Origin of the sequence: Inquilinus ginsengisoli (assembly GCF_031453975.1) — a bacterium.
Taxonomy (GTDB): domain Bacteria; phylum Pseudomonadota; class Alphaproteobacteria; order DSM-16000; family Inquilinaceae; genus Inquilinus; species Inquilinus ginsengisoli_A.
Window position 1 is genome coordinate 202,282 of record NZ_JAVDPW010000002.1, and the last position, 22,525, is coordinate 224,806.

Consider the following 22,525-nt stretch of genomic DNA (forward strand, 5'->3'; position numbering starts at 1 on the left):
CCGCAGATTCGGCCGGCGGAGCACCGCTCCCGGCTGGACAGGACCCGCCGGAGTCGTTAGGGAATGGGCCGACGCCGGATTAGCTCAGTCGGTAGAGCAGCGGTTTTGTAAACCGAAGGTCGCGGGTTCGACCCCTGCATCCGGCACCACCCCCCTGCCCTTCGGTTTCGGTTTTGGGGGCTGTGGTCCCCACGACGGCGAAGCGCTGGCTCCGGGCCGGGCCCGCAGCGCCCGATCCAGGCTCCGCCCTACACCAATTTCAGGACGGGCAACTCCCTCAGATGGGGGATGCGGGGCGCCCCTGTTCCATGGTCCGATGAAAGCCGCCCACACCCAGGCCGTTTGTCATCGAGTGCAAAACGTCGCTTGCGTCCCCGGGCAACGGCCGAGATCGGAATAAAATTGCCGTAACCATGAAATAATCACACACCCCGAAATTGTCGACGGACCAGGAGTTCGTTATGGCCAAACCGGAAAAGGGATCTGCACCCGCCTCGCAGAAAGACATCCAAGCCTTCACCGCCAAGTTGACGGAATGGTCGAAAGACCTTCCGGCCGAGCAGCGGTCCATCGCCCAGCTTCTGGTCGAGATGGCCCGGGACCTGCACCCCGAGACGATCGCCATCTCGCGGATCACGGCGGACCTCCGGACATCCGCCCGCGCCATCATCAGCGCCTTGAACCTGCCCGCCGGCGGCCCGCAGGGATGGGTCCGGATCGATCCGGTCTGGGAGCGCAAGGACAAGATCGAGTTCGGCGAGGATATCGAGATCCTCCAGCGCCTGTTCGTCAGCGTGAAGCGTTAGCGCGTGGTGCAGCCATGCTCAAATCCCCCTCCGAGCGGCTGACGATCGACCCGACCACGACCGAAGCCTTCGCCGAAAGCATCCAGAGGTTCGGCGACAGTCTTCCGGACTCTGAACGCGCCATCCTCGACGCCTTGCTCCGGGCCGCGATGGACCCCTGGTCGCGATCGCTGCTGCAACCGCCGGACGGCGTGACCGCGGAACAGGCCGCCGCCCTCGACCGGATCGTCGCGGCCCGGGGGGACGGAACGTGAGCGGCGCCTATGTGGCGCTGATCGTCAAGGCCACGCGGCTGTGCAACCTGCGCTGCGACTACTGCAACGACTGGCGCGCCGGCCACGATCAGATCATGACCTTCCCGGTGCTCGCCGCGATGACCGAGAGGGTGCTGGCCGATCCGCTGCACCAGACCATCGAGTTCATCTGGCATGGCGGCGAACCGACCCTGCTCGGCCAGGCCTTCTTCGAACGGGCCATCTACACCCAGGCGCGGCTGCGGCGCCCGGGTCAGACCATCGTCAATTCGCTGCAGACCAACGCCACCCGGATCGACGACGACTGGGCCCGCTTCCTCGGGTCGAACCGCTTTTCCGTCAGCGTCAGCCTCGACGGCCCTGCCGTCGTGCATGACCGGCAAAGGCGCGACGTCGCCGGCCGGGGATCCTATGACGGGGTCCGCCGCGGGATCGACATCCTGAAGCGTCACGGCATCCCGGTCAGCGTCCTGATGGTCGTCGATCGCCAGACCCTCGACCTCGGGCCCGACTTCGTGTTCGATTTCTGCCTCGACCAGGGCATCACGAGCTTCGGCCTGCTGGCCGCCAAGCCCCGGAATGCGCCGGACGCCCGTCCCGGCGAAAGCGCACGGCACTACGTCACGCCCGGCGAGATGGGCGCGTTCCTGTCCCGCCTCTTCGACCGATGGCTGGAGCATGGCGACCCCACCATCCGGATCCGCGAGTTCAGTTCCCTGCTGAAGCGGCTGACGGGCCGGCCCAGCGCCACCTGCGTGCTGGCGGGCAATTGCTTCGGATCCTATTTCCTGGTCGAACCCGATGGCGAGATCGCCCATTGCGATCTGTTCAACGGCGATCCGGCCTACACCTTCGGCAACATCGTCGCCGACAGCTTTGCCGCGCTGCGGTCGGGGCCGGCGATGCAGGAATTGCGTCTGCGCCGGCAAGAGGCCGTGGACGCGATGCGGGCCTGCCCGAATTTCGCGATCTGCAACGGATGGTGCCCGCATGAGCAATACACCGCGTCGCGGCACGACATCGGCCACACGCCGGAATGCTGCGGCCTTGGCGGCCTGATCGGTCACATGCGCAGCCGGGTCGCGCCCGCCACGGCCGGCCGGGCCGCAGCGCTGCTTCCAGCCCAATAGGTCGGCCATGCGCGTCCTTCTCGGTCCCTCCCACGAACTGCACGACGGCATCCACGGTGCCCTGACCGACAATCCCGCGCCGGATATCGAATATTGCGAAGGTGCGTACGGCACCTGCTTTCAATACGAGGCAGCGTCGAGCGATCCGTTCTCGCCGATCCATGATCACAGCGAATGCGAATGGGTGCGGTTCGACGATGAGCATCGGGTGGACCTGATCCATTCCGCCCGCTTCCCGGTCGATACCGCCCTGCCCTGGGTGGTGGACGCCGACTGCCTGCTGCTGCCGTTGCAGATCGGCGCGTTCTTTGCGCTCGGGATCCATGAAGGGTCGCGTCGCCCCGGCGAAGCGCAGGTCCAGCGCCGAGAAGCCGCGATGGCGGTGCGCTATGCCGACCCGGGCTGCACGCGGATCATGCTTCGCAGCGAACGCGCCCACCGGCAGTTCTTCAGTGAAATCCTGGGCAATCCGCTGATCGACCCTGCCATCGTCGCCGCGCTCGCCGCCAAGACCGAGGTGGTCTACCCGGCGGTGCCGGCGTCCCCGCCGCGGGCCGGATCATCCGAGATCCCCACCATCCTGTTCATGGGCCGCACCTTCGAGGACAAGGGCGGTCGCCTCGCCGTCGCGGTCCTGGAACGGCTCCATGCCCAGCTGGGAAACAGCTTTCGAGCGACGGTGGTGTCCGGCTGTCCCCCGGATGCCGCGGAGCGCCTGGAAGCAATCGGGGTCGAGGTCCATGCGACGATGCCGCGGGCGACCTATCTCGACCGCCTCGCCCAGGTCGATATCTTCTTTTCCCCGACCCTGTTCGAGAGCTTCGGCATGGGCCTGGTCGAAGCGGCCGCCGCAGGTGCGGCGATCGTGACATCGAGCGGGCCGGGCATGGAGCACATCGGCGAGTTGTTCCAGGACGGGGTGGATGCGCGGCTCGTGTCCAATGCCATGACGGAGGACCGCCGGGTCCAGGCCTATGTCGAGGCGCTGTCCGGATTGATCCGGGACCCACCGGCACGCAGAGCCCTCGCCGCAAGCGCGCACCGTCTCGCCGACACCGGCCGGCTGTCGCTCGACCGGCACAACCAGACGATGTCCTCGATCTATGCGGCCGCGGTTCAGGCATCGGCCCCCGAGGGCATGGGACGGATGGCGGCGGAGCCGGGACAGACGGGCCCGAGCCGGACCCTCGTCTGGAGCGAGCGCGTCTGCCATTGGGCCAAGCGCCGGCACACCCCGCCCGGCGGCTTGAGGATCTGCCTCTAGCGCGCCGACCGATCGCGGATTCTCATCCTCCAATGGGTGGCCGTCACTGGACCCGGACAGCCTGCAGCAGTTCCACGCAGCGGGTGGCGATCTGGCGCCACGTCTCGGCGGCGGAGGATGCACCGATCTTCTCCAGCCACTCGGCCCGCACCCGCGCCTTCCGCGGCGCCTCCCCGCCATGGTCGTGGACCATCCGCCCCGCGGATCGCCGCAATTCCAGTTCTGAATAATTCATCGCAATTCCAACAGACCTGAATCCGATCAACCCGAACCACCGTGCCTGCTCGCAGAAACTAGGTCATCTTCCGCCAAGCCACATCCCCCAGATGAGGGATAGCGGCCCGGTTCCTCCGCACCGGTTGGCGGTGACGGCCATCTGCGGCACTCTTCGCCCCGGGGGAACCATCGATGACCGTTCGATTCTTCAGTGACAGGTTTCGGCGCAGGACCGCGGCCGGAGGCGCCGCCGCCATCCTGCTCGTGGCCGCGATGGCCGGGGCCCAGGCCGCGCTGCCGCCCTATTGGCAGCGGGCGGCCGAAATCCAGGCGATCCTGGACAACGGCGACGTGGCCCGGAAGCTGGACGAAGCCCCGATCGACCGGATCGAGCGGGTGGGCGACGACATCTACCGCATCCAGGCCGGGACCTGCGCGCTGGACATCCGCATCGTCGGCGAATCGCGGTCGGACCCAGGGCCGCGCAAGTTCCACCTCGAGATCGGCAATCCCGCCTGCAAGTGACCGTCAGGCGGTAAATGTGTTCTGGTACTGCGCCCGCAGCGCCGCCTTCTGCACCTTGCCCATGGCGTTGCGCGGGATCTCCGCCACGACGAACACCGCCTTGGGCTGCTTGAACCGGGCGAGCTGGTCCTGCAGCGCCGCCTGGACCGCGGCGGGGTCGAGCGGCGCGGCGCCCGGATGCATCTTCACCACCGCCGCCACCGCCTCGCCGAAATCCGGATGCGGCAAGCCGATCACCGCCGATTCCTCGACGCCCGGAATGGCGTCGATCAGGCTCTCGACCTCTTTCGGATAGATGTTGAAGCCGCCGGAGATGATCAGATCCTTGGCCCGGCCGACGATCGAGACATAGCCGCGGTCGTCGACCACGCCGACATCGCCGGTGATGAAGAAGCCATCGGCGCGGAACTCCGCCGCCGTCTTCTCCAGCATCCGCCAATAGCCCTTGAACACGTTGGGCCCCTTGACCTCGAGCACGCCGATCTGGCCCGGCGGCAGGGACTTCGCATTGTCGTCGACCACCCGCAGCGACACACCCGGCAGGGGGAAGCCGACCGTCCCCGCCCGCCGCTCGCCGTCGAGCGGGTTCGAGGTGTTCATGTTGGTCTCGGTCATGCCGTAGCGTTCGAGGATGGTGTGGCCGGTGCGCTGCCGGAACTGCTCGAAGGTGTCGACCAGCAGCGGCGCCGAGCCGGAGATGAACAGGCGCATGCCGCGGCACAGCTCTTCCGTCAGGCCCTCCTGCTCCAGCAGCCGGACGTAGAAGGTCGGCACTCCCATCATCACCGTGGCGCGCGGCAGCAGGCGCAGCGCCTCGGCGGCGTCGAACTTGGGCTGGAACAGCATGGTGGCGCCGGCCAGCAGCGCGCAGTTGGTGGCGACGAACAGGCCATGGGTGTGGAAGATCGGCAAAGCGTGCAGCAGCACGTCGTCCGGCCGGAAGCCCCAGTAATCATGCAGGGTCAGCGCATTCGACAGCAGGTTGTCGTGGCTGAGCATCGCCCCCTTGGAGCGGCCGGTGGTGCCGGAGGTGTAGAGGATCGCCGCCAGGTCATCCGGCCCGCGCGGCAGCGTCTCGAAGCTGTCGCTCTCGGCGGCCACGGCCTCGGGCAGGGTCCCCTCCCCGGCCGCGCCGAGGGTCAGCACCGCCCTGGCGCCGACGGGCTGCGCCACCGCCTCGATCTCTACCAGCCGGGCCGGCTGGCAGATCACCAGCGCCGGCTCGGAATCCCCGGCGAAATAGGCAACCTCGCCGCGGGTGTAGGCGGTGTTGATCGGCAGGTAGACCGCCCCGGCCCGCAGACAGCCGAGATAGAGCGACACCACCTCCGGCGACTTGTCGACCTGCACCATCACCCGGTCGCCCGGCGCCACGCCCAGCCGCCGCAGCAGGTTGGCAATGCGGGCGCTCGCCGCCTCCAGCCCGCCATAGCTGATGCGGCGGCCGTCGGCGAGGTCGAGCGCCGTCTTGCTGCGGTCTTCGGGAAAGCGGGCGGAGAGGGCGTCGTAGAGATTGGTCATGCGGCTCGGCGAGTCAGAGATAGGGCTTCAGCTGGCGGGCGACCGCGCGGCTCGTCGCCACCCGGCCGGCATTGACGAAGGCTTCGTGGTTCTGCTCCAGCTCGGCCGGATCATAGAGGTAATTGACCAGAAGACCCCAGCCCTGCTCCAGCCCTTTCGGCGAAGTGTCGCCGGCCCAGTTCAGCCGCTCCAGCCGGGCGCCGTTGCCGAGGTGGAAGCGGGCCACCGGGTCGATCAGCCGGCCGTTCGGCCGCAGCTCGGCGCCGAGGTAGCGGGCGCACAGGCCGAACAGCGAGGCCTTGAGCGCCTTGTCCGCGCCGACCGCCTCCAGCCCACCCTCCCCGGCCAGCACCGGCAGCAGCGCCTCGGCCGCGGCGCGGATCGCGGGCCGGTCGTGCTGTGGCGCCACCGTCTCCAGCCAATGGCGGAAGCCGGGGATCGGCGACAGGGTGGAGAAGGTGGTGAGGTTCGGCAGGGTCTGCTGCAGGTCGGCCACCACATGCTTCAGCAGAAAGCTGCCGAAGGAGATGCCGCGCAGGCCCTTCAAGGTGTTGGTGATCGAATAGAAGATCGCGGTGTCGGCGGCCGCCGGGTCGCCGACCGGCGCGTCGGGGTCGAGCAGCGGCCCGACCTTGCCGGCCAGCCCGCGCACCAGCGCCACCTGGACGAAGATCACCGGCTCGTTCGGCAGCGCCGGGTGGAAGAAGGCATAGCAGCGCCGGTCCTCGGCCAGGCGCCGGCGCAGGAACTCCCAGCCCGGGATGGCGTGCACCGCCTCGTATTGGATCAGCTTCTCCAGGATGATCGCCGGCGTCTCCCAGGTGATGCGGCACAGCTCCAGGAACCCGCCGGAGAACCAGGAAGTCAGGACGTGCTTCAGGTCGGCATCCACGATTCGCAGCTCCGGCTTCCCGTCGACGAGGTCGAGCGCGTCGGCGCGCAGGTCGATCACGAACTCCGTGCCCTCGGGCAGCATGTTGATCCGGCGCAGCAGCTCGCGGCGCGGCGGCTCGGCCGCCTCGGCCAGGGCCAGGGCCCCGTCGGCGCTGGGTTCGGCGACGAAGGCCCGGGCGGCGGTGGCGATCGCATCGTGGTCGGGGCCGAATTCGCGCGCCAGCAGGGTGAAGAACGCCTCGCGCCCGGCCGCATCCAGCCGGCCGTAGAGCGCGACCAGTTCGCGCGCCAAAGCGATGCCCGAGGCCTCGCCGCGCTCGGACAGCAGCGCCCGGCAGATGCCGGGCAGATCCTCCGGCAGGGCCCGGCCGCGGCCGAAGGCGAAGAGCTCGAGGCCGCGGTCGGCGATCGAGTTGATGAGGTCGGTGATCTGCATGACGCCCGTGTTTTCGCTTCCGACAGGTCGGTCAGGCTAGGCCGGTTCGAGGCCGGCGGACAACCGCCGCGGGCGCTGCCCTGCTACCCCGGATCGAGGGTGAACTCGGCCAGCACGGTGCGCAGCAGCACCAGGAAGTTGTTGTCAGAAATGATCGCGATCCGGGTCGCGCCATCGGCATCCCGCCAGGCGGCGATGCCTTCGAAATTCTCGCCAAGATCGGGACCGTTCAGCCGCGCCAGCTCCTCGCCAGCCAGCACCGCGCCGGGCCGGATGTCGTCGGCGCGCAGCCGGACGATGCGGCCGCCCATAGTCAGCAGGATCGGGTCGCGCCGCTCCAGCACCAGGATGTCCCCATCCGGCAGCCGGGTAGCGTCGACCGGCTTGAAGCCGGCCTCGGCGCGGTAGGACAGCCGGTCCCAGCCCGCGGCGCCGCCGAGCCAGGCCTGGTGCAGCGTCGGGTCGGGCGTGCCGTCGGCCTCGACCACCAGCAGCAGCCGGCCATCCGCCAGCGTCGCCATGGTCTCCAGCCCCTGGTTCGGCTCGACCTCGATGCCCTCCGGCAGCGGCAGTTCGGCCTGCGGAGGGGCGAAACCGGAGTCGTAGAGCCCGATGCGGGCGCGGTGCTCGAAGCCGACGGCGAAGCGGCCGTCCGGCAGCGGCGCTAGGCTCTCCGCATCGCTCCATTCGCCCCGCACCGGCTTGCCGTCGGCGCCCGGCAGCGGGTCGAGCCGGTCGACGGCGAAACCGGCCAGCCGGCCCTCCGCATCGTGCCGTAGCCGCCCGCGCAGCACGGCGCCGCGATCGGAGATCGCGATCACGCCCTCGCCATCCGCATCCACATGCAGCGCCGAGAAGCCGCCGAACCGGGCGGTGCCGCCGCTGAGCACCAGTGCGCCCTGATAGGTCAGCCGGCCGATGCGACCCTGGCTGTCCAGGGTCCTGGGCGCCAGCCGCAACGGGTCGGCCTCGACCGGGCCCTGGCGCAGCGTGGCGCAGGCACTGAGGAGCAAGACGCAGCACAACGCGGATAGAGACAAGCGGTGAAGCCGGCGTATCATCGTCACCCTTGCAGCGAAGGACGGGCATGGCCGTCTGATCCGGCCGCGCCCTGCATCCGTACAGAAAACCGGTCGTGCCCGCCATGGCGCGGCCAGGACGTGGCGACGCGAGAAGGCCCATGGATCACGGAGCGACGGCACCGGCACCCCCACGTGGCGACCTGGCACGTCGGACCCTGCTGACCGGTGGGGCGGCGATGGCCGCCGGGCTGCTGCTGCCGGCCCGGTCGCTGGCGGCGCCCGGCGACCACGACATCGCCTTCCGGGTGCTGCGCGGCGGCGACGACATCGGCACCCACCGCCTCGACTTCACGTGGGTCGGCAACCGCCTGGATGTCCGCATCGCGGTCGACCTGGTCGTCACCTTCGCCGGCATCCCGGTGTTCCGCTTCACCCACCGCAACCACGAGACCTGGGAGGGCGACCGGCTGGTGGCGATCGAGACCACCACCGACGACGACGGCAAGCCCTATGTCGTCCACGGCCGACGGGTGGGCGACGCGCTGCGCATCCGCTCCACCTTCGGCGACTACGATGCGCCGGGCGGCGTCATCCCATCGAGCTACTGGACCCCACGGCTGATCGGGCAGACCCAGCTGCTCGACACCCGCAGCGGCAAGCTGCTGCCGGTCGCCAGCCGCGGCCTGGGGCAGGAGATGGTCGACACCCCGTCCGGACCGGTGCGGGCGACGCGCTACCACATCGACGGCGAGATCACCCTCGACATCTGGTACGCCGCCAACGGGAATTGGGTGAAGCTGGCCTTCACCGCCCGCGGCAGCGAGGTCACCTACCGCCTGGAAGGCCACGCAGCATGAGGCCCCATGGCCCGGCCCGCTGACGGCGTCGCCTGGATCACCGGCGCATCCTCCGGCATCGGCCGGGCGACGACCCTGCGCCTGGCCCGCGACGGCTGGCGGGTGGCCTGCACCGCACGTGGCGCCGAGGCGCTGGCAGCTCTGGCGACGGAAGGCCCCGCTGGCCGCCTGCTGCCCTACCCTGCCGACGTCACCGACGCCGAGGCGGTGCGCGGCACGGTCGCGCGCATCCAGGCCGAGCACGGCCCGATCGCGCTGGCCATCCTCGGCGCCGGCACCTACGCGCCCGATTCCGCCGATGATTTCGACCTCGCCGCCTTCCGCCGCATCGTCGAGCTCAACCTGGTCGCCACCGCCGCCTGCATCGAGGCGCTGCTGCCGGACTGGCGCGCCCGGCGGCGGGGCCATCTCGCGGTGATCGCCTCGGTCGCCGGCTATCGCGGCCTGCCCGGCGCGATCGGCTACAGCGCGACCAAGGCCGGGCTGATCGCGATGTGCGAGGCGCTGCGCTTCGACTTCCGCCGCCTCGGCCTCAAGATCCAGCTGGTCAGCCCCGGCTTCGTCAGGACGCCGCTGACCGACCGCAACCGCTTCCCGATGCCGTTCCTGATTTCGGCCGAGGAGGCCGCCGACCGCATCGTCGCCGGCCTCGCCCGGGACGGGTTCGAGATCGCCTTCCCGCGCCGCTTCGCCTTCGCTCTCAAGCTGCTGCGGGCCCTGCCCCACACGCTCTACTTCCCGCTGGTGTCGCGCTTCACCGGCAAGTGAGAGCCGCGGCCCATTCCGGACGGCGTCATCCGTTCGAATGACGACAAGGCCTGCGCGACCGCCTAGCGTGCGGAGACTTGACCGGCGATAGGGCCGGCATGGAGGACTCCTCATGCCCGATCCGTTCTTCGGCACTCCCGGGGACGACAATCTCAGTTTCGTCACCATCAACGACCCGATCGTGGTCTACGGGCTCGCCGGCAATGACACGATCAGCTCCGGCAGCAACAGCGACCTGCTGGATGGCGGCGACGGCAACGACCTCATCATCGGCGCGAGCGGCAACGACCATCTGGTCGGGGGCGACGGCAACGACATCACCAGCGGCGGGCCGGGCAATGACTGGCATGAGGGCGGCAACGGCGACGACACGCTGCAGGACGACGCGGGCTCCGACACGCTGGATGGCGGCGCCGGCAACGATGCCCTGACGGGTGGCGCCGACGACGATGCCCTCTATGCCGGCACGGGCAGCGACTACCTCAGCGGCGGCACCGGCAATGACCGGCTCGTCGCCGACGGCAGCTTCGCCGACCGCGCGGACACGCTGTCCGGCGGCGACGGCAACGATGTCTACGTCCTGGCCGGCACCAATGTCGTCCTCCTCGCCCCCGATCCCGGGCAGGACCGCATCGAGGCATCGGTCAGCTTCTCGCTCGCCGGCTTCGGCGAGATCGAGGATCTGACCCTCACCGGCGCGGCGGCGATCGACGGCGCCGGCAACGGCTTGGCCAACGACCTGTTCGGCAACGACGCGGCGAATGTGCTCGACGGCGGTGGCGGCAACGACCTGATCCGCGGCTTCGGCGGCAACGACACGCTGATCGCAGGGTTCGGCGGCGGCGTCGAATACATGTATGGCGGCACCGGCGACGACGCCTATGTGGTGGCCGACCTGCAGGACACGCCGGTCGACTTCGCCGGGGAGGGCCACGACACGGTGTATTCGCCGATCCGCTGGGTGCTGGGCAACAACCTGGAGGATCTCGTCCTGACCGGCGCGGACAGCGTCAACGGCTTCGGCAACGCCCTCGACAACCACCTGGTCGGCAATGCCGGCAACAACTATCTCCAGGGCTTCGCCGGCCGCGACACCCTCGAGGGCGGCGCCGGCAACGACTATTACGAGCTCGGCGACCGCACCGCCTTCCCCAACGGGATCGGGCATCCCTACGACATCGTCGTCGAAGGCGCGGGCGCCGGCATCGACACCATCAGCGTCACCGCGATCGACGATCCCGACACGATCTCCAATGGCTACACGCTGGTCGCCAATGTCGAGAACGGCATCATCGTGGGGACGCTGGATTTCAACCTCGCCGGCAACGCGCTGGCCAACGCCCTGACCGGCAACGCCGCCCTCAACACGCTGACCGGAAATGACGGCAACGATGCGCTCGATGGCGCCGCCGGCCTCGACACGCTCGTCGGCGGCGCCGGCAACGACACCTATGTCCTGAACGACCAGACCGTCATCGATGACCAGAGCGGATGGGAGTATGACCGCGTCGTCGAGGCGGCGAACGGCGGCATCGACACCGTGCTGGTCAGCTTCCAGGCCAACATCCGGTACTATCTCGACGCCAACATCGAGAACGTGCAGGTCACCGGTGGCTCCGGCCTCGACGTGATCGGCAACGACCTCGGCAACATCCTCACCGGCAACGGCGCGCACAATCTCTTCTACGGCCAGGGCGGCGACGACACGCTCAATGGCGGCGCCGGCATCGACCAGCTCCTCGGCGGCGACGGCAACGACACCTACATCCTGGGCGACGTCACCCTGATCAGCGGCGCGCTGCAATTCGACAGCGTGGGCGAAGCCGCAGGCGGCGGGATCGATACGGTCCAGGTGTCGAGCATCCTCGGCCGCCTCACCTATGTCCTGGACGACAATGTCGAGAACGCCATCGCCACCGGCGGGGCGAACTTCAACCTCGTCGGCAATGCCCTTGCCAACATCCTGACCGGCAACGCCGCCGCCAACGTGCTGACCGGCGATGCCGGCAACGATACCCTCGACGGCGGTGCCGGCGACGACAGCCTCATTGGCGGCGCCGGCGCCGACACGCTGTACGGGCGTGGCGGCAACGACCTCTTCTATGTCGACACGGCCGCCGACCGGGTGGTCGAGGTGGCGGGCGGCGGGTCCGACCGGGTCCTGGCTTCGGTCAGCTACGCGCTGGCCGCCGGATCCGAGGTCGAGATGCTCACCACCACCGGCGTCGCGGGCACGGCGGCGATCGCCCTCACCGGCAACGCCTTCGGCCAGACCATCGCCGGCAACGCCGGCGCCAACGTCATCGATGGCGGCGCCGGGGCCGACACGCTGTACGGATACGGCGGCAACGACCTCTATTATGTCGACGAAGCCGGCGACAAGGTCATCGAGGCGGCGGGCGGCGGGTCCGACCGGGTCCTGGCCTCGGTCAACTATGTGCTGGCCGCCGGCTCCGAGGTCGAGATGCTCTCCACCACCAGCGTGGCGGGCACGGCGGCGATCGCCCTCGCCGGCAACGCCTTAGGCCAGATCATCGCCGGCAATGCCGGCGCCAACGTCATCAATGGCGGCGCCGGGGCCGACACGCTGTACGGATACGGCGGCAACGACCTCTACTATGTCGACAACGCCGGCGACCGGGTCATCGAGGCGGCGGGCGGCGGGTCCGACCGGGTCCTGGCCTCGGTCAGCCACACGCTGACCGCCGGCTCCGAGGTCGAGGTGCTCTCCACCACCAGCGCGGCGGGCACGGCGGCGATCGCTCTCACCGGCAACGCCTTTTCCCAGACCATCGTCGGCAACGCCGGTGCCAACGTCATCGATGGCGGCGCCGGGGCCGACACGCTGTACGGAGACGGCGGCAACGACAGCTTCCGCTTCGACACGGCGCTCGGTGCCGCCAACATCGACCGCGTCCTCGACTTCAGCGTCCCCGCCGACACGATCCAGCTGGAAAACGCCGTCTTCACCGGATTGGCGGCGGGATCGCTCGCGGCCGGCGCCTTCCACGCGGGCGCCGCGGCGCAGGATGCCGACGACCGCATCATCTACAACAGCGCGACCGGCGCCCTGCTGTTCGACCATGACGGGCTGGGCGGAACCGCGGCGGTCCAGTTCGCGACCCTCTCGGCCGGGCTCGCCATGACCAGTGCCGATTTCTTCGTGACGTGAGCGCCGATGAAGCGCCGGACCGATCGCCCGGTCATGACGGGCTGCCGGCGGCCGCGGCCTCGATCCGGTCGCGGATCTCGGCCTGGTGGCGCCGGGTCAGGGGATATCGCCACATCAGCGCCACCGCCGCCAGCTTGAACGCCACCGGCACCGTGCCATAGAGCAGCGCCAGGGCGAGGTCACCGGTGCCGTCCGGTGCGGCGGCGTCGTAGCCGCCGGCCTCCAGGATCGGGAAGGCGGCGCCGACCGCGGCGGCCAGGGCCAGCTTGGTCGCCATGCTCCACAGCGCGAAGAACAGGCCGGTGCGCTGCTGGCCGCTCTCGACCCGGTCGACATCGACGACATCGGCCTGCATCGACGGCGGCAACACCAGATCCGCGCCCAGCGCCAGCCCGCTGAGCACGACGATGGCGGTGAAGACTGGCAGGTCCCCGGGGCCCAGCAGCGGCACCCACAGGAAGACCGCGCAGTTCGCCAGCATCGCGCCGCACCAGACCCGGTGCTTGTCGACATGCCGGGCGATGAGGAGCCAAAGCGGGATGGCGCAGACCCCGACCCCGAAATAGAGCAGCAGCAGCGGCCCGGCGCTGCCCGGCGCCTGCAGGATGCTGTCGACGAACAGCAGGAACACGGTCGCCGGCAGGCTGTTGGCGAAGCCGTTCAGCAGATAGGCCGCGATCAGCCGGCGGAACGGGGCGTTGCCGGCCATCAGGCGCAGGCCGCGCCGCAGCCCCGGCGCGCCGGCCGCGGGAGTCCCCGGCGGCTCCCGCACCGCCAGGACGAAGAGCAGCACGGTCAGCGGCAGCAGGACGACCAGCAGCAGCGCCAGCAGGCGCAGCGCCGCCGCCGGCTGTTCGCCCAGCCCGGCCAGCGCCGGCAGGCCGATCGCCACCACCGTGCCCAGCAGCACCGCGCCCTCGCGGAAGCCGGCGATGCGGCTGCGCTGGTGATAGTCGCCCGACAGTTCGGCGCCCAGCGCGTACATCGGCAGGATCATCAGGGTCCAGCCGAGATGCAGCGCCAGGCTCCAGGCCAGGAGATGCGCCCCGCCGGCGCCCTGGCCGGGCACGAACAGGAACCAGATCGCGGCCATGGTCAGCGGCAGCCCGGCCACCACCCAGGGCCGGCGCCGGCCCCAGCGCGTCGCCAGCCGGTCGCTGAGCACGCCGATCGCCGGATCGACCACCACGTCGAACAGCCGCGCCAGCAGCAGGATCGCCCCGACGGCGGACAGGCCGATGCCGAGGTCGCGGGCATAGAAGGTCGGCAGCAGGATGTAGACCGGCAGGGTCAGCGCCGCGAGCGGCAGGGCCGGCGACGCATAGGCGGCAAGCCGCCAGGATCGGAGCGGGCGGGCATCGCCCATGCGGTCAGGCCATCAGTCGCGGGTCAGCGAGAGCTGCTGCAGGTCGATCGTGCCCGCGGCGAAGCCGGCGGCGCAATAGGCCAGATACTGCTCCCACATCCGCTTGAAGCGGAGGTCGAAGCCCATCGGCTCGATCGCCGGCCAGGCGGATTGGAACCGGCCGTTCCACAGCCGCAGGGTGCGGGCGTAGTCGGGGCCGTAGCCGGCCATCTCGTCAAGCCGCAGCCCGGCCGCGGCGACCTGGCCGGCCAGGGCCGAGGGCGACGGCAGCATGCCGCCGGGGAAGATGTATTTCTGGATGTAGTCGGCCCCGGCGCGGTAGGTGTCGAAATAGCGGTCGGCGATGGTGATGACCTGCATCGCCGCCCGGCCGCCCGGCACCAGGCGCCGGCGCAGCGTGGCGAAGAAGGCCGGCCAATAGGCCTCGCCCACCGCCTCGAACATCTCGATCGAGGCGATGCGGTCGAAGCTTCCGCCGACGTCCCGATAGTCCTGAAGTATCACATTAATTCTATCTGATAGTGCACTCTCATATATCGATTTCTTTATGAATTCATATTGCTCGCGGCTGATCGTGACCGCCGTCACGGTGGCGCCGATCTCGGTCGCTGCGAAGCGGGCGAAGCCGCCCCAGCCGCAGCCGATCTCCAGCAGCCGGTGGCCGGGCCGGAGGTCCAGGCGCTGGGCCATCAGCGCGTATTTCCGCCGCTGCGCCGAGGGCAGGTCCTCGTCCGCCGCGGCGAAGATCGCCGCCGAATAGGTCAGGCTCGGGTCCAGCCAGGCGGCGTAGAAGTCGTTGCCGAGATCATAGTGCCGGGCGATGTTGCGCCGGGCGCCGCGCCGGTTGTTGGGGTGCAGCCCGCGCAGCAGGCGCTGCAGCCCGCGCGACCAGGACGGGCCGTTCATCGCCCGCTCGATCCCGTCCTCGTTCAGCAGGAAGTAGGTGAACAGGGCCTCGACGTCCGGGCTGGCCCAGTCGCCGTCGAGATAGGCCTCGCAGAAGCCGAGATTGCCGCCGAACAGGAAGCGCCGCGCCAGCCGGTTGCGGCGGATCTCCAACACCGCCTCCGGCCCCGGCTCGCTGCCCGGGATCACCCGGCCGCTGCCGTCGGGAAAGCGGATGGTCAGCCGGCCGACGCGGAGCCGGCCGGACAGCGACAGCATCACGCGCATCAGCGGCGACGGCCGGTAGGTGATGCCGGAGCGCTGGCCGAGCGTCGCGATCGAGGAGGAGGTGTCGTTCGTCATCGAACCGGGTCGCTATGGGTTGTCGGGGGACGCGAAGAGGGTGATCGCCTGGGCCGGTGGCGGCGGGTGACGGTGCAGCGGCACGCCCTTGCGCCACAGAAGCAGGGCCTGCCAGTGGATGGCGCCGATCACCTTCAGCGTGACCAGCGGATGGCGCAGCACCGCGCGCAGGATGCCGCCATCGGTCAGCGGCGCCCGGCGGCCGACCAGGCTGGCGACCAGCACCTCGCCCTCCGCCACCGACTGCCGGATCAGCACCGACAGCCCCTCCTCCGGCGGCGACAGCCGGAAGCGGTAATGCGCCCGCATGGCGATGAAGGGCGAGACGTAGAATTCCTTGCCGCAGCTCTGCAGCACCGGGGCGGCCGGCCGCCGCCCGGGATCGACCGGCACGGCGTAGCAATGCATCTCGCCGAAGGTGTTGCGCACCTCGTAGATGATCGCGGCCAGCCGGCCGGCGGCATCGTCGCAGTAGTAGATGCTGAGCGGGTTGAACACGTAGCCGAACAGCCGCGGGAAGCACAGCAGCCGCACCCGGCCGATCGGGCCGAGCCCGAGTGGCGCCAGCACCCGCTCGACCCAGGGCCGCAGCGGACTGCCGTCGCGCGGGCCGTGGTCGCGGTCGCGGAAGGACAGCAGCGCCCAGCGGTTGTAACCAAAAGTACGGAGCCCGGCGCCCAGCTGCGGCAGCTCGTCGAGGTCGAGCAGCAGCGAGAACACGCGGTAGGCGAAGCGGTGGCGGACCGCGCCGGTGCGGGCATGGACCACCCGGCCGTGATAGAGCGCCGAGTTCATGCCGCTTCCGCCGGACGCAGCGGCCGGCAGTGCTGCGCCGCCGGCGACATGTCCTCGACCGCCCAGGGCCGCCGGGCGCCCAGCGCCTCGGCCACGGCGATGCCGGCGGCCAGGCCGTCCTCGTGGAAGCCGTAGCCGCACCAGGCGCCGCAGAACCAGATCCCGCCGCGGCCCTGGATGGTGCCGATCGCCGCCTGCGCCGCCAGCGCCCGATGGTCGAACACCGGATGGTCGTAGCGGATCCGGGCCAGGACGCTGCCCGGCCGCGGCGCCCGGAACGGGTTGAGGCTGACGAAGACCGGCCGCAGTCCCGGCAGCGGCTGCAGCCGGTTCATCCAGTAGGTGACGCTGACCGCGCCGCCGCGCCGGTCTTCGCTGAGGTAGTTCCAGCTGGCCCAGGCCCGCTTGCGCTGCGGCATCAAGGCCGGGTCGTCGTGCAGCACGGCGTCGTTGCCCTGGAAGCGGAAGGCGCCCAGCACCTCGCGCTCCAGCGGCGTCGCCTCGGCCAGCAGCGCCAGCGCCTGGTCGGCATGGGTGGCGACCACGACCTGGTCGAACCGGTCCTCCTGCCCCGCCGCGTCGCGCACCACCACGCCGATCGCGGTGCGGTGGAGCGACGCCACCGGCGTGCCGAGCCGCAGCGACCCGGCGAAGGGGGCGGTCAGTGCCTCGACATAGCGCCGGCTGCCGCCCGGCACGCTGCGCCACACCGGCCGGTCGCGGACCGAAAGCAGTCCGTGATTGGCGAAGAAGCGGATGAAGGACCGGGCCGGGAAGCGCAGCATCTCCGCCGTCGGGCAGGACCAGATCGCCGCGCCCATCGGCAGCAGGTGGTCGTGCACGAAGCCGCTGCCATAGCCGCCGCCGGCGAGCAGGTCGCCCAGGGTCAGGTCGGCCGAACCTGCATCCAGGTGGCCTGGCGCCTCGCGGTAGAAGCGCAGGATGTCCCGCAGCATGCCGTAATGCGCCGGGCGGAAGGCGTTGCGCCGCTGCGCGAACAGCCCGCCCAGCGTGTCGCCGGCATATTCGAAGCGGCCACCGGCGGCACTGAAGGAAAACGACATGTCGGTGGGCTCGGTCGCCACGCCCAACGTCCCGAGCAGCCGCAGGAAATTCGGGTAGGTCGCCTGATTGCAGACGATAAAGCCGGTGTCGACCGGCACCTGCCGCCCGTCCTGGCCGACATCGACGGTGTTGGCATGGCCGCCGGCCCGCGCCGCGCCGTCATACAGCACGATTTCGGCCCGCGACCGCAGCAGATGCGCCGCGCCGAGGCCGCTGATGCCCGTTCCGATGACTGCGATCCGCATGCTGCCGCCGCCGTGCCCCTGCTGCCCTCAACGCTCTTACGGGGCCCTTCCGGGATCAGATCATATCACCTGGACGGCCGCCAGATCCGAGGCCGGGACAAACGAAAAGGGCGGCACCGACGGTGCCGCCCCTTCTTCCGACCGACGGGCCCGCCCGACCGGGCGGGGCGTCAGTTGTTCCGGCCGATCACCACCAGCGAGGCGGCGGCCACCGCCAGGTTGCTGAACACCTGACCGACATCCTTGGCCAGGGTGTAGAGGTTGAACGGGTTCAGGTCGCGCGGCACGATGACCACCGACCCCGGCGCCACCTTGACCGAGCTGTAGCTCCAGGACGACAGGTCCAGCGGCTGCGCCTGGCCGTTCGGCAGGACGATGAAGGCACGCCCTTCATCCGCCGCACGGGTCAGGCCGCCCGCGAGGTCGATATAGTCGTCGGCCGTATGGTTGCCGGCGTACTGCACCGTGCCGGGGTTGAGCACCTCGCCCGAGACCGTGACGAAGAGCGGCCGCTTCGGCACGGTCAGCTTGTCGCCCGACTCCAGCGTGAAATCGAGCTCGGGCCGCGCGGCCAGCACCGTCGGGTCGGCCTCGATCACGATGCGCCCGACCGCCGGGATGGTCTTCAGCTCCTGGATCAGGCCCTGGATCGCCGGCAGGGCCGCGGCCGGGTTCTTGCTGTCGTCGCTCTGGGACGCGACCAGCTGCGGCAGCCCGGCCTGGATCTCCCGGGCCGTGCGCTCGAAGCCTTCCTGCTGCTGGGCCCGCACCGCCTCGCGGGTGAACACCGCGCCATAGGTGAAGGCCTGGCTGGTGTAGCCGCCGGAGCGCTGGATCAGCTGCAGCAGCGTCTCGCCGCGACGGATGACATAACGGCCGGGATGGGTGAACTCGCCGGCCAGGGTGACCGTGCCCTCTTCGCGCAGCTGCGCGCTCTGCGGCACGCGGATGCTGTCGCCGGGGTTGAGCCGGACCGAGGCCGTCGAGGCGCCGAGGCTCTGCACCGACCGCCAGGAGCCGCTGAGGTTGGACGGCGACAGGGTCGAGAAGTAGCCGACTTCGATCGCGCCGCGGTCGGCTTCGACCGTGGCGCCGCCGGCGATGTCGATCACGGTGGCGAGCGAGGTGCCCGGGATGATCGGATAGCTGCCCGGCACCCGCACCTGGCCTTCGAGCGACACCACATGCTCGATCACGAAGGGCAGCAGGTCGGGAAGGTCGTCGAAGATCTGCGGGCAGGCCCGGTTGACCTGCAGCGCGTTCGCGTCGTTCTGCAGTGTCTGCCGCGCGTTGCGGAAGCGGCCGGTGGAGTCGTTGCGCACCGCCTCCGCCAGGGACCGCAGGCCGAGACAGCCGGCCCGGGGCGACGCCACGTCATTGGCCGGCGGCAGGATGGCGCTCAGCGTCTGGGACGCGCCCTGGGGATTCTGCGACAGGTCCGGCGCCGCGGAGCGGGCCGCGCCCGGCTGAATGCCGGCCAGCATGGTCTGGACGTCGTCCGAGCCGAGATAGCGGATGTCCTCGCGCGACAGCACGATCAGCTTGTCGCGGTCGCGCAGGCGGATGTTGCCGCCACCCCGCAGCGCCACGCCGAGATTGACCGGCACGAATTTGCGGATCCGCGTGTTCGGGTCGGTTGTCTGGATCACGCCGAACGGCATGTAGGCGTCGTCCGCCAGGATCGGCGGATCGGACAGCAGCGCGCGCAGGGTCGGCGCGCTGGTCAGCGGCCGGACCCCGGCGACGGTGACGTTGCCGGTGATCGAGACGCTGCCGACCCGCAGGTCCTGCGACAGCGTCACCTGGATGATGTCGCCGGTCTGCACCGGCACGGCGGTCTGGCCCGAGAGGTTCTGGACCTGGTCCTGGCCGTTGCGGTCGAGCCGCAGCAGGTTGAAGCGGTTGCCCGCCGGGCGGATCGGCCCACCCGCATAGTCCAGCATCTCGGCGACGCTGAGCGGGCCGGAGGCGTCGGCCGGCATCTCGAAGATGCCCGGCCGGACCACGTCGCCGGCCACCGCGACGGTGCGCCCGATGGTCGGGATGGCGATGCGGTCACCGTCCTGCAGCAGCAGGTCGTTGTCGCCGGCATTGCCGGTCAGGAAGCCGTAGAGGTCGATGACCTTGGTCTGGCCCTGCCGGATCAGCATGACCGACCGCAGCGACCCCGTCTTCTTGATGCCGCCGGCGGCGGTCAGCGCATCGACCAGGGTCGAGAAGCTGGTCAGGGTCTGGGTGCCGGGCTTGCCGATCTCACCGGTCAGCGTCACCGAGATCGCCCGGACGTCGCCCAGCGACACGAAGGCCTCGGTGCTGACGTAGTTCTCCTTGACCCGGGTCTCGATCTCGCGCCGCAGATCGCCGAAGGCGCGGCCCGCGGCCGGGATCGGCGGCAGGTCCTGCAGGATCAGCCGGCCTTCGCGGTCGACCGTCGCGTTGATGCCCTGGTTCACCTGGCCGCGCAGCGTGACCACGATCTGGTCGCCGATGCCGATGACGTAGTTCTCGCTGACGGCGCCGCTGATGACCTGGCTGGCCACCGCACCGCCGGCGAAGACATCGTAGCCGAACTGGGTGATGTCGCCGCTGAGCCGCCGCTGGTAGTCCCCCTCGATTCGCGAGCCGGGCAGAGGGGTGACGGTCGAGGGCGCCGGGCCCACCGTGGACGTCGACACCGTGGCCGGTGCGGTTGACGGAACGCGCGGGCCGCTCGGGATCGCCGAGCCGTCGGGCTGGATGCCCTGCTGCTGCAGCTGCGACGGGTTGATGCCGAGCTGCTGCAGTTGATCCACCAGCGCGTTGAGCTGGGCGCGGCCGGCGACCGGGGTCAGCGCCAGGGCGCCACCCGCCAGCAGGGCCAGGCCGACGCCGTACCGGAGGGTTCGGCGCGTTGCGCCGCGCCGATCGTGGCGCCCCTCATTCTGCTCAGGCTTCATAGTCCCCCGCTTCGCTAAAATGCTCGATCGCGGCGCTGATCGAGCCAACGCCCCCCAATGATCCCATCTTCTGACCGATCTGGTCGGCAAAGAAAAGGCGAATCAATCCCTTGTCCCCTCAACCGGATGTACAAGCTTCAATTGCCCCGCTGCCCTGGCCGCGGATCTTCTTCAGCCGCTCCAAGACCCGGCAGGCATAGGCGAACTGCCGAACCGGGTCGCTGGAATGATAATGCGCAATCGCCTGCAGCCAATTCCCGTATTGGTTGAACAACCGGCGCAAGAAGTAGGCGCCGTAGATCACATTGTATTGTGGCTGAAAGATGAGCGTGTAGTCCGGCAGCGTTTCCTTGTGATAGCGCAAGGAAATCTGCATGCAGCCGACGTCGATGTTGGGACTGTTGCCGCCGCCGTTGTCCTCGATCGCTGCCTTCATGGCTGCAAGGCTGCTTGGGAACATCGGGGTCCCGCCGATGTTCAGGGCCCAGGGATAGGGATCGCCCTTGCCACCTGATTCGGTCTGCGCGATCGCCAGCAGCAGCCCTTGGGGAATGCCGAAGGCACCCTCCATCGCCAGGATGGTGGATGTGCAGCTATCCTCCGCCTGCGCCGGCCCGGCCGCCACGGCCAGGCCGAGCAGCAATGCCGCGATCGCCGCGCCCCATCTCGTCCCGATCAACAACGCAACCGGCTTCCCCCGCCAATCGATGGCGTGCTTCTAGCACAAAGACGCCGTCGAACAGAACCCCGGCCGGCTGACCCCTCAAACCGGCTGGCCGGCCCGGATCACGGTGCGGCAGGGATTGAAGGCGATGCGGTAGGACAGTTCGGCCGGGTCGGCCACGTCCCAGAACACGAAATCGGCCGCCAGCCCGGGCGCGAGCCGCCCGCATTCCGCCGCCAGTCCCAGAGCCCGCGCCGCATTGCGGGTGACGCCGGCCAGCGCCTCCTCCGGCGTCAGGCGGAACAGGGTGCAACCCATGTTCAGCATCAGCAGCAGCGAGGTCGCCGGCGAGGTGCCGGGGTTGTTGTCGGTCGCCAGCGCGATCGGCACGCCGTGCCGCCGGAACGCCGCCACCGGCGGCAGCTGGGTCTCGCGCAGGAAATAATAGGCGCCGGGCAGCAGCACCGCGACGGTGCCGGCGCGGCCCATCGCCTGCGCCCCGGATTCGCTGGTGTATTCCAGGTGGTCGGCCGACAGCGCCTTGAACCGGGCCGCCAGCGCCGCGCCGTCCTGGTCGGACAGCTGGTCGGCATGCAGCTTGACCGGCAGGCCCAGCGCCTGCGCCGCCCGGAACACCCGTTCGACCTGCGCCGGCGAGAAGGCGATGGTCTCGCCGAAGGCGTCGACCGCATCGGCCAGGCCGTCGCGGACGATCGCCGGCAGCATCTCCTCGACCACGCGGTCGAGGTAGCGGTCGGGATGGTCGCGATCCTCCGCCGGCACCGCATGGGCGCCGAGGAAGCTGCGCCGGACCCGGATGCCGGTGTCCCGGGCCAGCCGTCCGGCCACCCGCAGCATCTTGGATTCGGTGGCGAGGTCGAGGCCGTAGCCGGATTTGATCTCGACGGTGGTGACGCCCTCGGCCGTCAGCGCATCGAGCCGGCGCCGGGCCGACTCCAGCAATTCCTCTTCCGCCGCCGCCCGCGTCGCGGTCACGGTGGAGACGATGCCGCCGCCGGCGCGGGCGATCTCCTCATAGCTGGCGCCGTACAGCCGCATCGCGAATTCGCGCGCCCGGTCGCCGCCATGCACCAGATGGGTGTGGCAGTCGATCAGCCCCGGCGTGACCCAGGCGCCGCCCGCATCCTCGACCGCGGCGGCCAGCCGGTCCGGCGCCCCGGGCAGGTCCGCCTGCCGCCCGACCCAGGCGATGCGGTCGCCCTGCGTCGCGATCGCGCCTTCGGGAATGGCGCCGTATCCGTCGCCCTCCATCGTCGCCAGCCGCGCATTGAGCCAGAGCCGGTCCCACATGAATCTCTCCGTCAAGGCAGATGTTTTATA

19 protein-coding genes and 1 tRNA gene are annotated in these 22,525 nt (G+C 70.0%); 9 read left to right on the top strand and 11 right to left on the bottom strand.

Annotation, left to right across the window (positions count from 1 at the left end; genetic code table 11):
- Positions 1–73 precede the first annotated feature (73 nt).
- The 5 genes from E9232_RS04790 (at position 74) to E9232_RS04810 (ending at position 3,454) form a co-directional block, all read left to right on the top strand.
- Positions 74–149, top strand: a tRNA-Thr gene (locus E9232_RS04790).
- Between the two features lie 312 nt (positions 150–461).
- Positions 462–806: a hypothetical protein gene (locus E9232_RS04795; RefSeq protein ID WP_309792457.1), complete on the top strand. Its 345-nt coding sequence runs from the start codon at positions 462–464 to the stop codon at positions 804–806.
- A 14-nt stretch (positions 807–820) separates the two neighbouring features.
- Positions 821–1,060: a hypothetical protein gene (locus tag E9232_RS04800; RefSeq protein WP_309792458.1), complete on the top strand. Its 240-nt coding sequence runs from the start codon at positions 821–823 to the stop codon at positions 1,058–1,060.
- Positions 1,057–2,190 carry a radical SAM/SPASM domain-containing protein gene (locus E9232_RS04805; protein WP_309792459.1) on the top strand — a complete coding sequence of 378 codons (1,134 nt, stop codon included), beginning with the start codon at positions 1,057–1,059 and terminating at the stop codon, positions 2,188–2,190. The genes E9232_RS04800 and E9232_RS04805 overlap by 4 nt, the downstream gene beginning before the upstream one ends.
- A 7-nt stretch (positions 2,191–2,197) precedes the next feature.
- On the top strand, positions 2,198–3,454 hold the full coding sequence (locus tag E9232_RS04810) for a glycosyltransferase (RefSeq protein ID WP_309792460.1): 1,257 nt from the start codon (positions 2,198–2,200) through the stop codon (positions 3,452–3,454).
- Positions 3,455–3,497: 43 nt separating this feature from the next.
- On the opposite strand, the gene E9232_RS04815 is transcribed toward E9232_RS04810, so the two are convergent.
- On the bottom strand, positions 3,498–3,689 hold the full coding sequence (locus E9232_RS04815) for a hypothetical protein (RefSeq protein WP_309792461.1): 192 nt from the start codon (positions 3,687–3,689) through the stop codon (positions 3,498–3,500).
- 173 nt (positions 3,690–3,862) lie between these two features.
- On the opposite strand from E9232_RS04815, the gene E9232_RS04820 reads away from it, so the two are divergent.
- Entirely contained in the window at positions 3,863–4,195 is a 333-nt protein-coding gene (locus tag E9232_RS04820) for a hypothetical protein (RefSeq protein WP_309792462.1), read from the top strand.
- Between the two features lie 3 nt (positions 4,196–4,198).
- On the opposite strand, the gene E9232_RS04825 is transcribed toward E9232_RS04820, so the two are convergent.
- The 3 genes from E9232_RS04825 to E9232_RS04835 all read right to left on the bottom strand — a co-directional run bounded on the left by E9232_RS04825 (position 4,199) and on the right by E9232_RS04835 (position 8,059).
- Positions 4,199–5,716: a malonate--CoA ligase gene (locus tag E9232_RS04825; RefSeq protein ID WP_309792463.1), complete on the bottom strand. Its 1,518-nt coding sequence runs from the start codon at positions 5,714–5,716 to the stop codon at positions 4,199–4,201.
- A 13-nt stretch (positions 5,717–5,729) separates the two neighbouring features.
- A complete protein-coding gene (locus E9232_RS04830; RefSeq protein WP_309792464.1) occupies positions 5,730–7,046 on the bottom strand; it encodes a malonyl-CoA decarboxylase in 1,317 nt (438 codons plus the stop codon).
- Positions 7,047–7,129: 83 nt separating this feature from the next.
- On the bottom strand, positions 7,130–8,059 hold the full coding sequence (locus E9232_RS04835) for an esterase-like activity of phytase family protein (RefSeq protein ID WP_309792465.1): 930 nt from the start codon (positions 8,057–8,059) through the stop codon (positions 7,130–7,132).
- A gap of 167 nt (positions 8,060–8,226) precedes the next feature.
- Here E9232_RS04835 and E9232_RS04840 point away from each other — a divergent pair, with 167 nt between their 5' ends.
- The 3 genes from E9232_RS04840 to E9232_RS04850 all read left to right on the top strand — a co-directional run bounded on the left by E9232_RS04840 (position 8,227) and on the right by E9232_RS04850 (position 12,865).
- Complete coding sequence (locus tag E9232_RS04840; protein WP_309792466.1) at positions 8,227–8,925, top strand: DUF6134 family protein; 699 nt, start codon at positions 8,227–8,229, stop codon at positions 8,923–8,925.
- Positions 8,926–8,931: 6 nt separating this feature from the next.
- Positions 8,932–9,693, top strand: a complete 762-nt coding sequence (locus tag E9232_RS04845; protein ID WP_309792467.1) for an SDR family NAD(P)-dependent oxidoreductase — start codon at positions 8,932–8,934, stop codon at positions 9,691–9,693.
- 112 nt (positions 9,694–9,805) lie between these two features.
- On the top strand, positions 9,806–12,865 hold the full coding sequence (locus E9232_RS04850; protein ID WP_309792468.1) for a beta strand repeat-containing protein: 3,060 nt from the start codon (positions 9,806–9,808) through the stop codon (positions 12,863–12,865).
- Between the two features lie 31 nt (positions 12,866–12,896).
- Here the strand turns inward: E9232_RS04850 and E9232_RS04855 are convergent, their stop codons facing one another.
- From E9232_RS04855 to hutI, 7 genes are all read right to left on the bottom strand, one after another.
- Positions 12,897–14,231: an MFS transporter gene (locus E9232_RS04855; protein WP_309792469.1), complete on the bottom strand. Its 1,335-nt coding sequence runs from the start codon at positions 14,229–14,231 to the stop codon at positions 12,897–12,899.
- 12 nt (positions 14,232–14,243) lie between these two features.
- Positions 14,244–15,479, bottom strand: a complete 1,236-nt coding sequence (locus tag E9232_RS04860) for a class I SAM-dependent methyltransferase (RefSeq protein WP_309792470.1) — start codon at positions 15,477–15,479, stop codon at positions 14,244–14,246.
- A 12-nt stretch (positions 15,480–15,491) separates the two neighbouring features.
- Positions 15,492–16,274 (bottom strand): DUF1365 domain-containing protein, encoded by a 783-nt coding sequence (locus E9232_RS04865; protein ID WP_309792471.1) that lies wholly within the window; start codon positions 16,272–16,274, stop codon positions 15,492–15,494.
- Entirely contained in the window at positions 16,271–17,584 is a 1,314-nt protein-coding gene (locus tag E9232_RS04870; protein WP_309792472.1) for an NAD(P)/FAD-dependent oxidoreductase, read from the bottom strand. The genes E9232_RS04865 and E9232_RS04870 overlap by 4 nt, the downstream gene beginning before the upstream one ends.
- Before the next feature lie 170 nt (positions 17,585–17,754).
- Complete coding sequence (locus E9232_RS04875; protein ID WP_309792473.1) at positions 17,755–20,520, bottom strand: SLBB domain-containing protein; 2,766 nt, start codon at positions 20,518–20,520, stop codon at positions 17,755–17,757.
- A 118-nt stretch (positions 20,521–20,638) separates the two neighbouring features.
- The gene (locus tag E9232_RS04880) at positions 20,639–21,202 is read right to left on the bottom strand and encodes a lytic transglycosylase domain-containing protein (protein WP_309792474.1); all 564 of its coding nucleotides are present in this window, start codon (positions 21,200–21,202) and stop codon (positions 20,639–20,641) included.
- Positions 21,203–21,283: 81 nt separating this feature from the next.
- Entirely contained in the window at positions 21,284–22,495 is a 1,212-nt protein-coding gene (hutI, locus tag E9232_RS04885; RefSeq protein ID WP_309792475.1) for an imidazolonepropionase, read from the bottom strand.
- Positions 22,496–22,525: the final 30 nt, after the last annotated feature.

Coding starts and splice junctions, on each gene's coding strand:
- E9232_RS04795 (WP_309792457.1), top strand. CDS start 462: ATGGCCAAACCGGAAAAGGGATCTGCACCCGCCTCGCAGAAAGACATC.
- E9232_RS04800 (WP_309792458.1), top strand. CDS start 821: ATGCTCAAATCCCCCTCCGAGCGGCTGACGATCGACCCGACCACGACC.
- E9232_RS04810 (WP_309792460.1), top strand. CDS start 2,198: ATGCGCGTCCTTCTCGGTCCCTCCCACGAACTGCACGACGGCATCCAC.
- E9232_RS04815 (WP_309792461.1), bottom strand. CDS start 3,689: ATGAATTATTCAGAACTGGAATTGCGGCGATCCGCGGGGCGGATGGTC.
- E9232_RS04820 (WP_309792462.1), top strand. CDS start 3,863: ATGACCGTTCGATTCTTCAGTGACAGGTTTCGGCGCAGGACCGCGGCC.
- E9232_RS04825 (WP_309792463.1), bottom strand. CDS start 5,716: ATGACCAATCTCTACGACGCCCTCTCCGCCCGCTTTCCCGAAGACCGC.
- E9232_RS04830 (WP_309792464.1), bottom strand. CDS start 7,046: ATGCAGATCACCGACCTCATCAACTCGATCGCCGACCGCGGCCTCGAG.
- E9232_RS04840 (WP_309792466.1), top strand. CDS start 8,227: ATGGATCACGGAGCGACGGCACCGGCACCCCCACGTGGCGACCTGGCA.
- E9232_RS04845 (WP_309792467.1), top strand. CDS start 8,932: ATGGCCCGGCCCGCTGACGGCGTCGCCTGGATCACCGGCGCATCCTCC.
- E9232_RS04850 (WP_309792468.1), top strand. CDS start 9,806: ATGCCCGATCCGTTCTTCGGCACTCCCGGGGACGACAATCTCAGTTTC.
- E9232_RS04855 (WP_309792469.1), bottom strand. CDS start 14,231: ATGGGCGATGCCCGCCCGCTCCGATCCTGGCGGCTTGCCGCCTATGCG.
- E9232_RS04860 (WP_309792470.1), bottom strand. CDS start 15,479: ATGACGAACGACACCTCCTCCTCGATCGCGACGCTCGGCCAGCGCTCC.
- E9232_RS04865 (WP_309792471.1), bottom strand. CDS start 16,274: ATGAACTCGGCGCTCTATCACGGCCGGGTGGTCCATGCCCGCACCGGC.
- E9232_RS04870 (WP_309792472.1), bottom strand. CDS start 17,584: ATGCGGATCGCAGTCATCGGAACGGGCATCAGCGGCCTCGGCGCGGCG.
- E9232_RS04875 (WP_309792473.1), bottom strand. CDS start 20,520: ATGAAGCCTGAGCAGAATGAGGGGCGCCACGATCGGCGCGGCGCAACG.
- hutI (WP_309792475.1), bottom strand. CDS start 22,495: ATGTGGGACCGGCTCTGGCTCAATGCGCGGCTGGCGACGATGGAGGGC.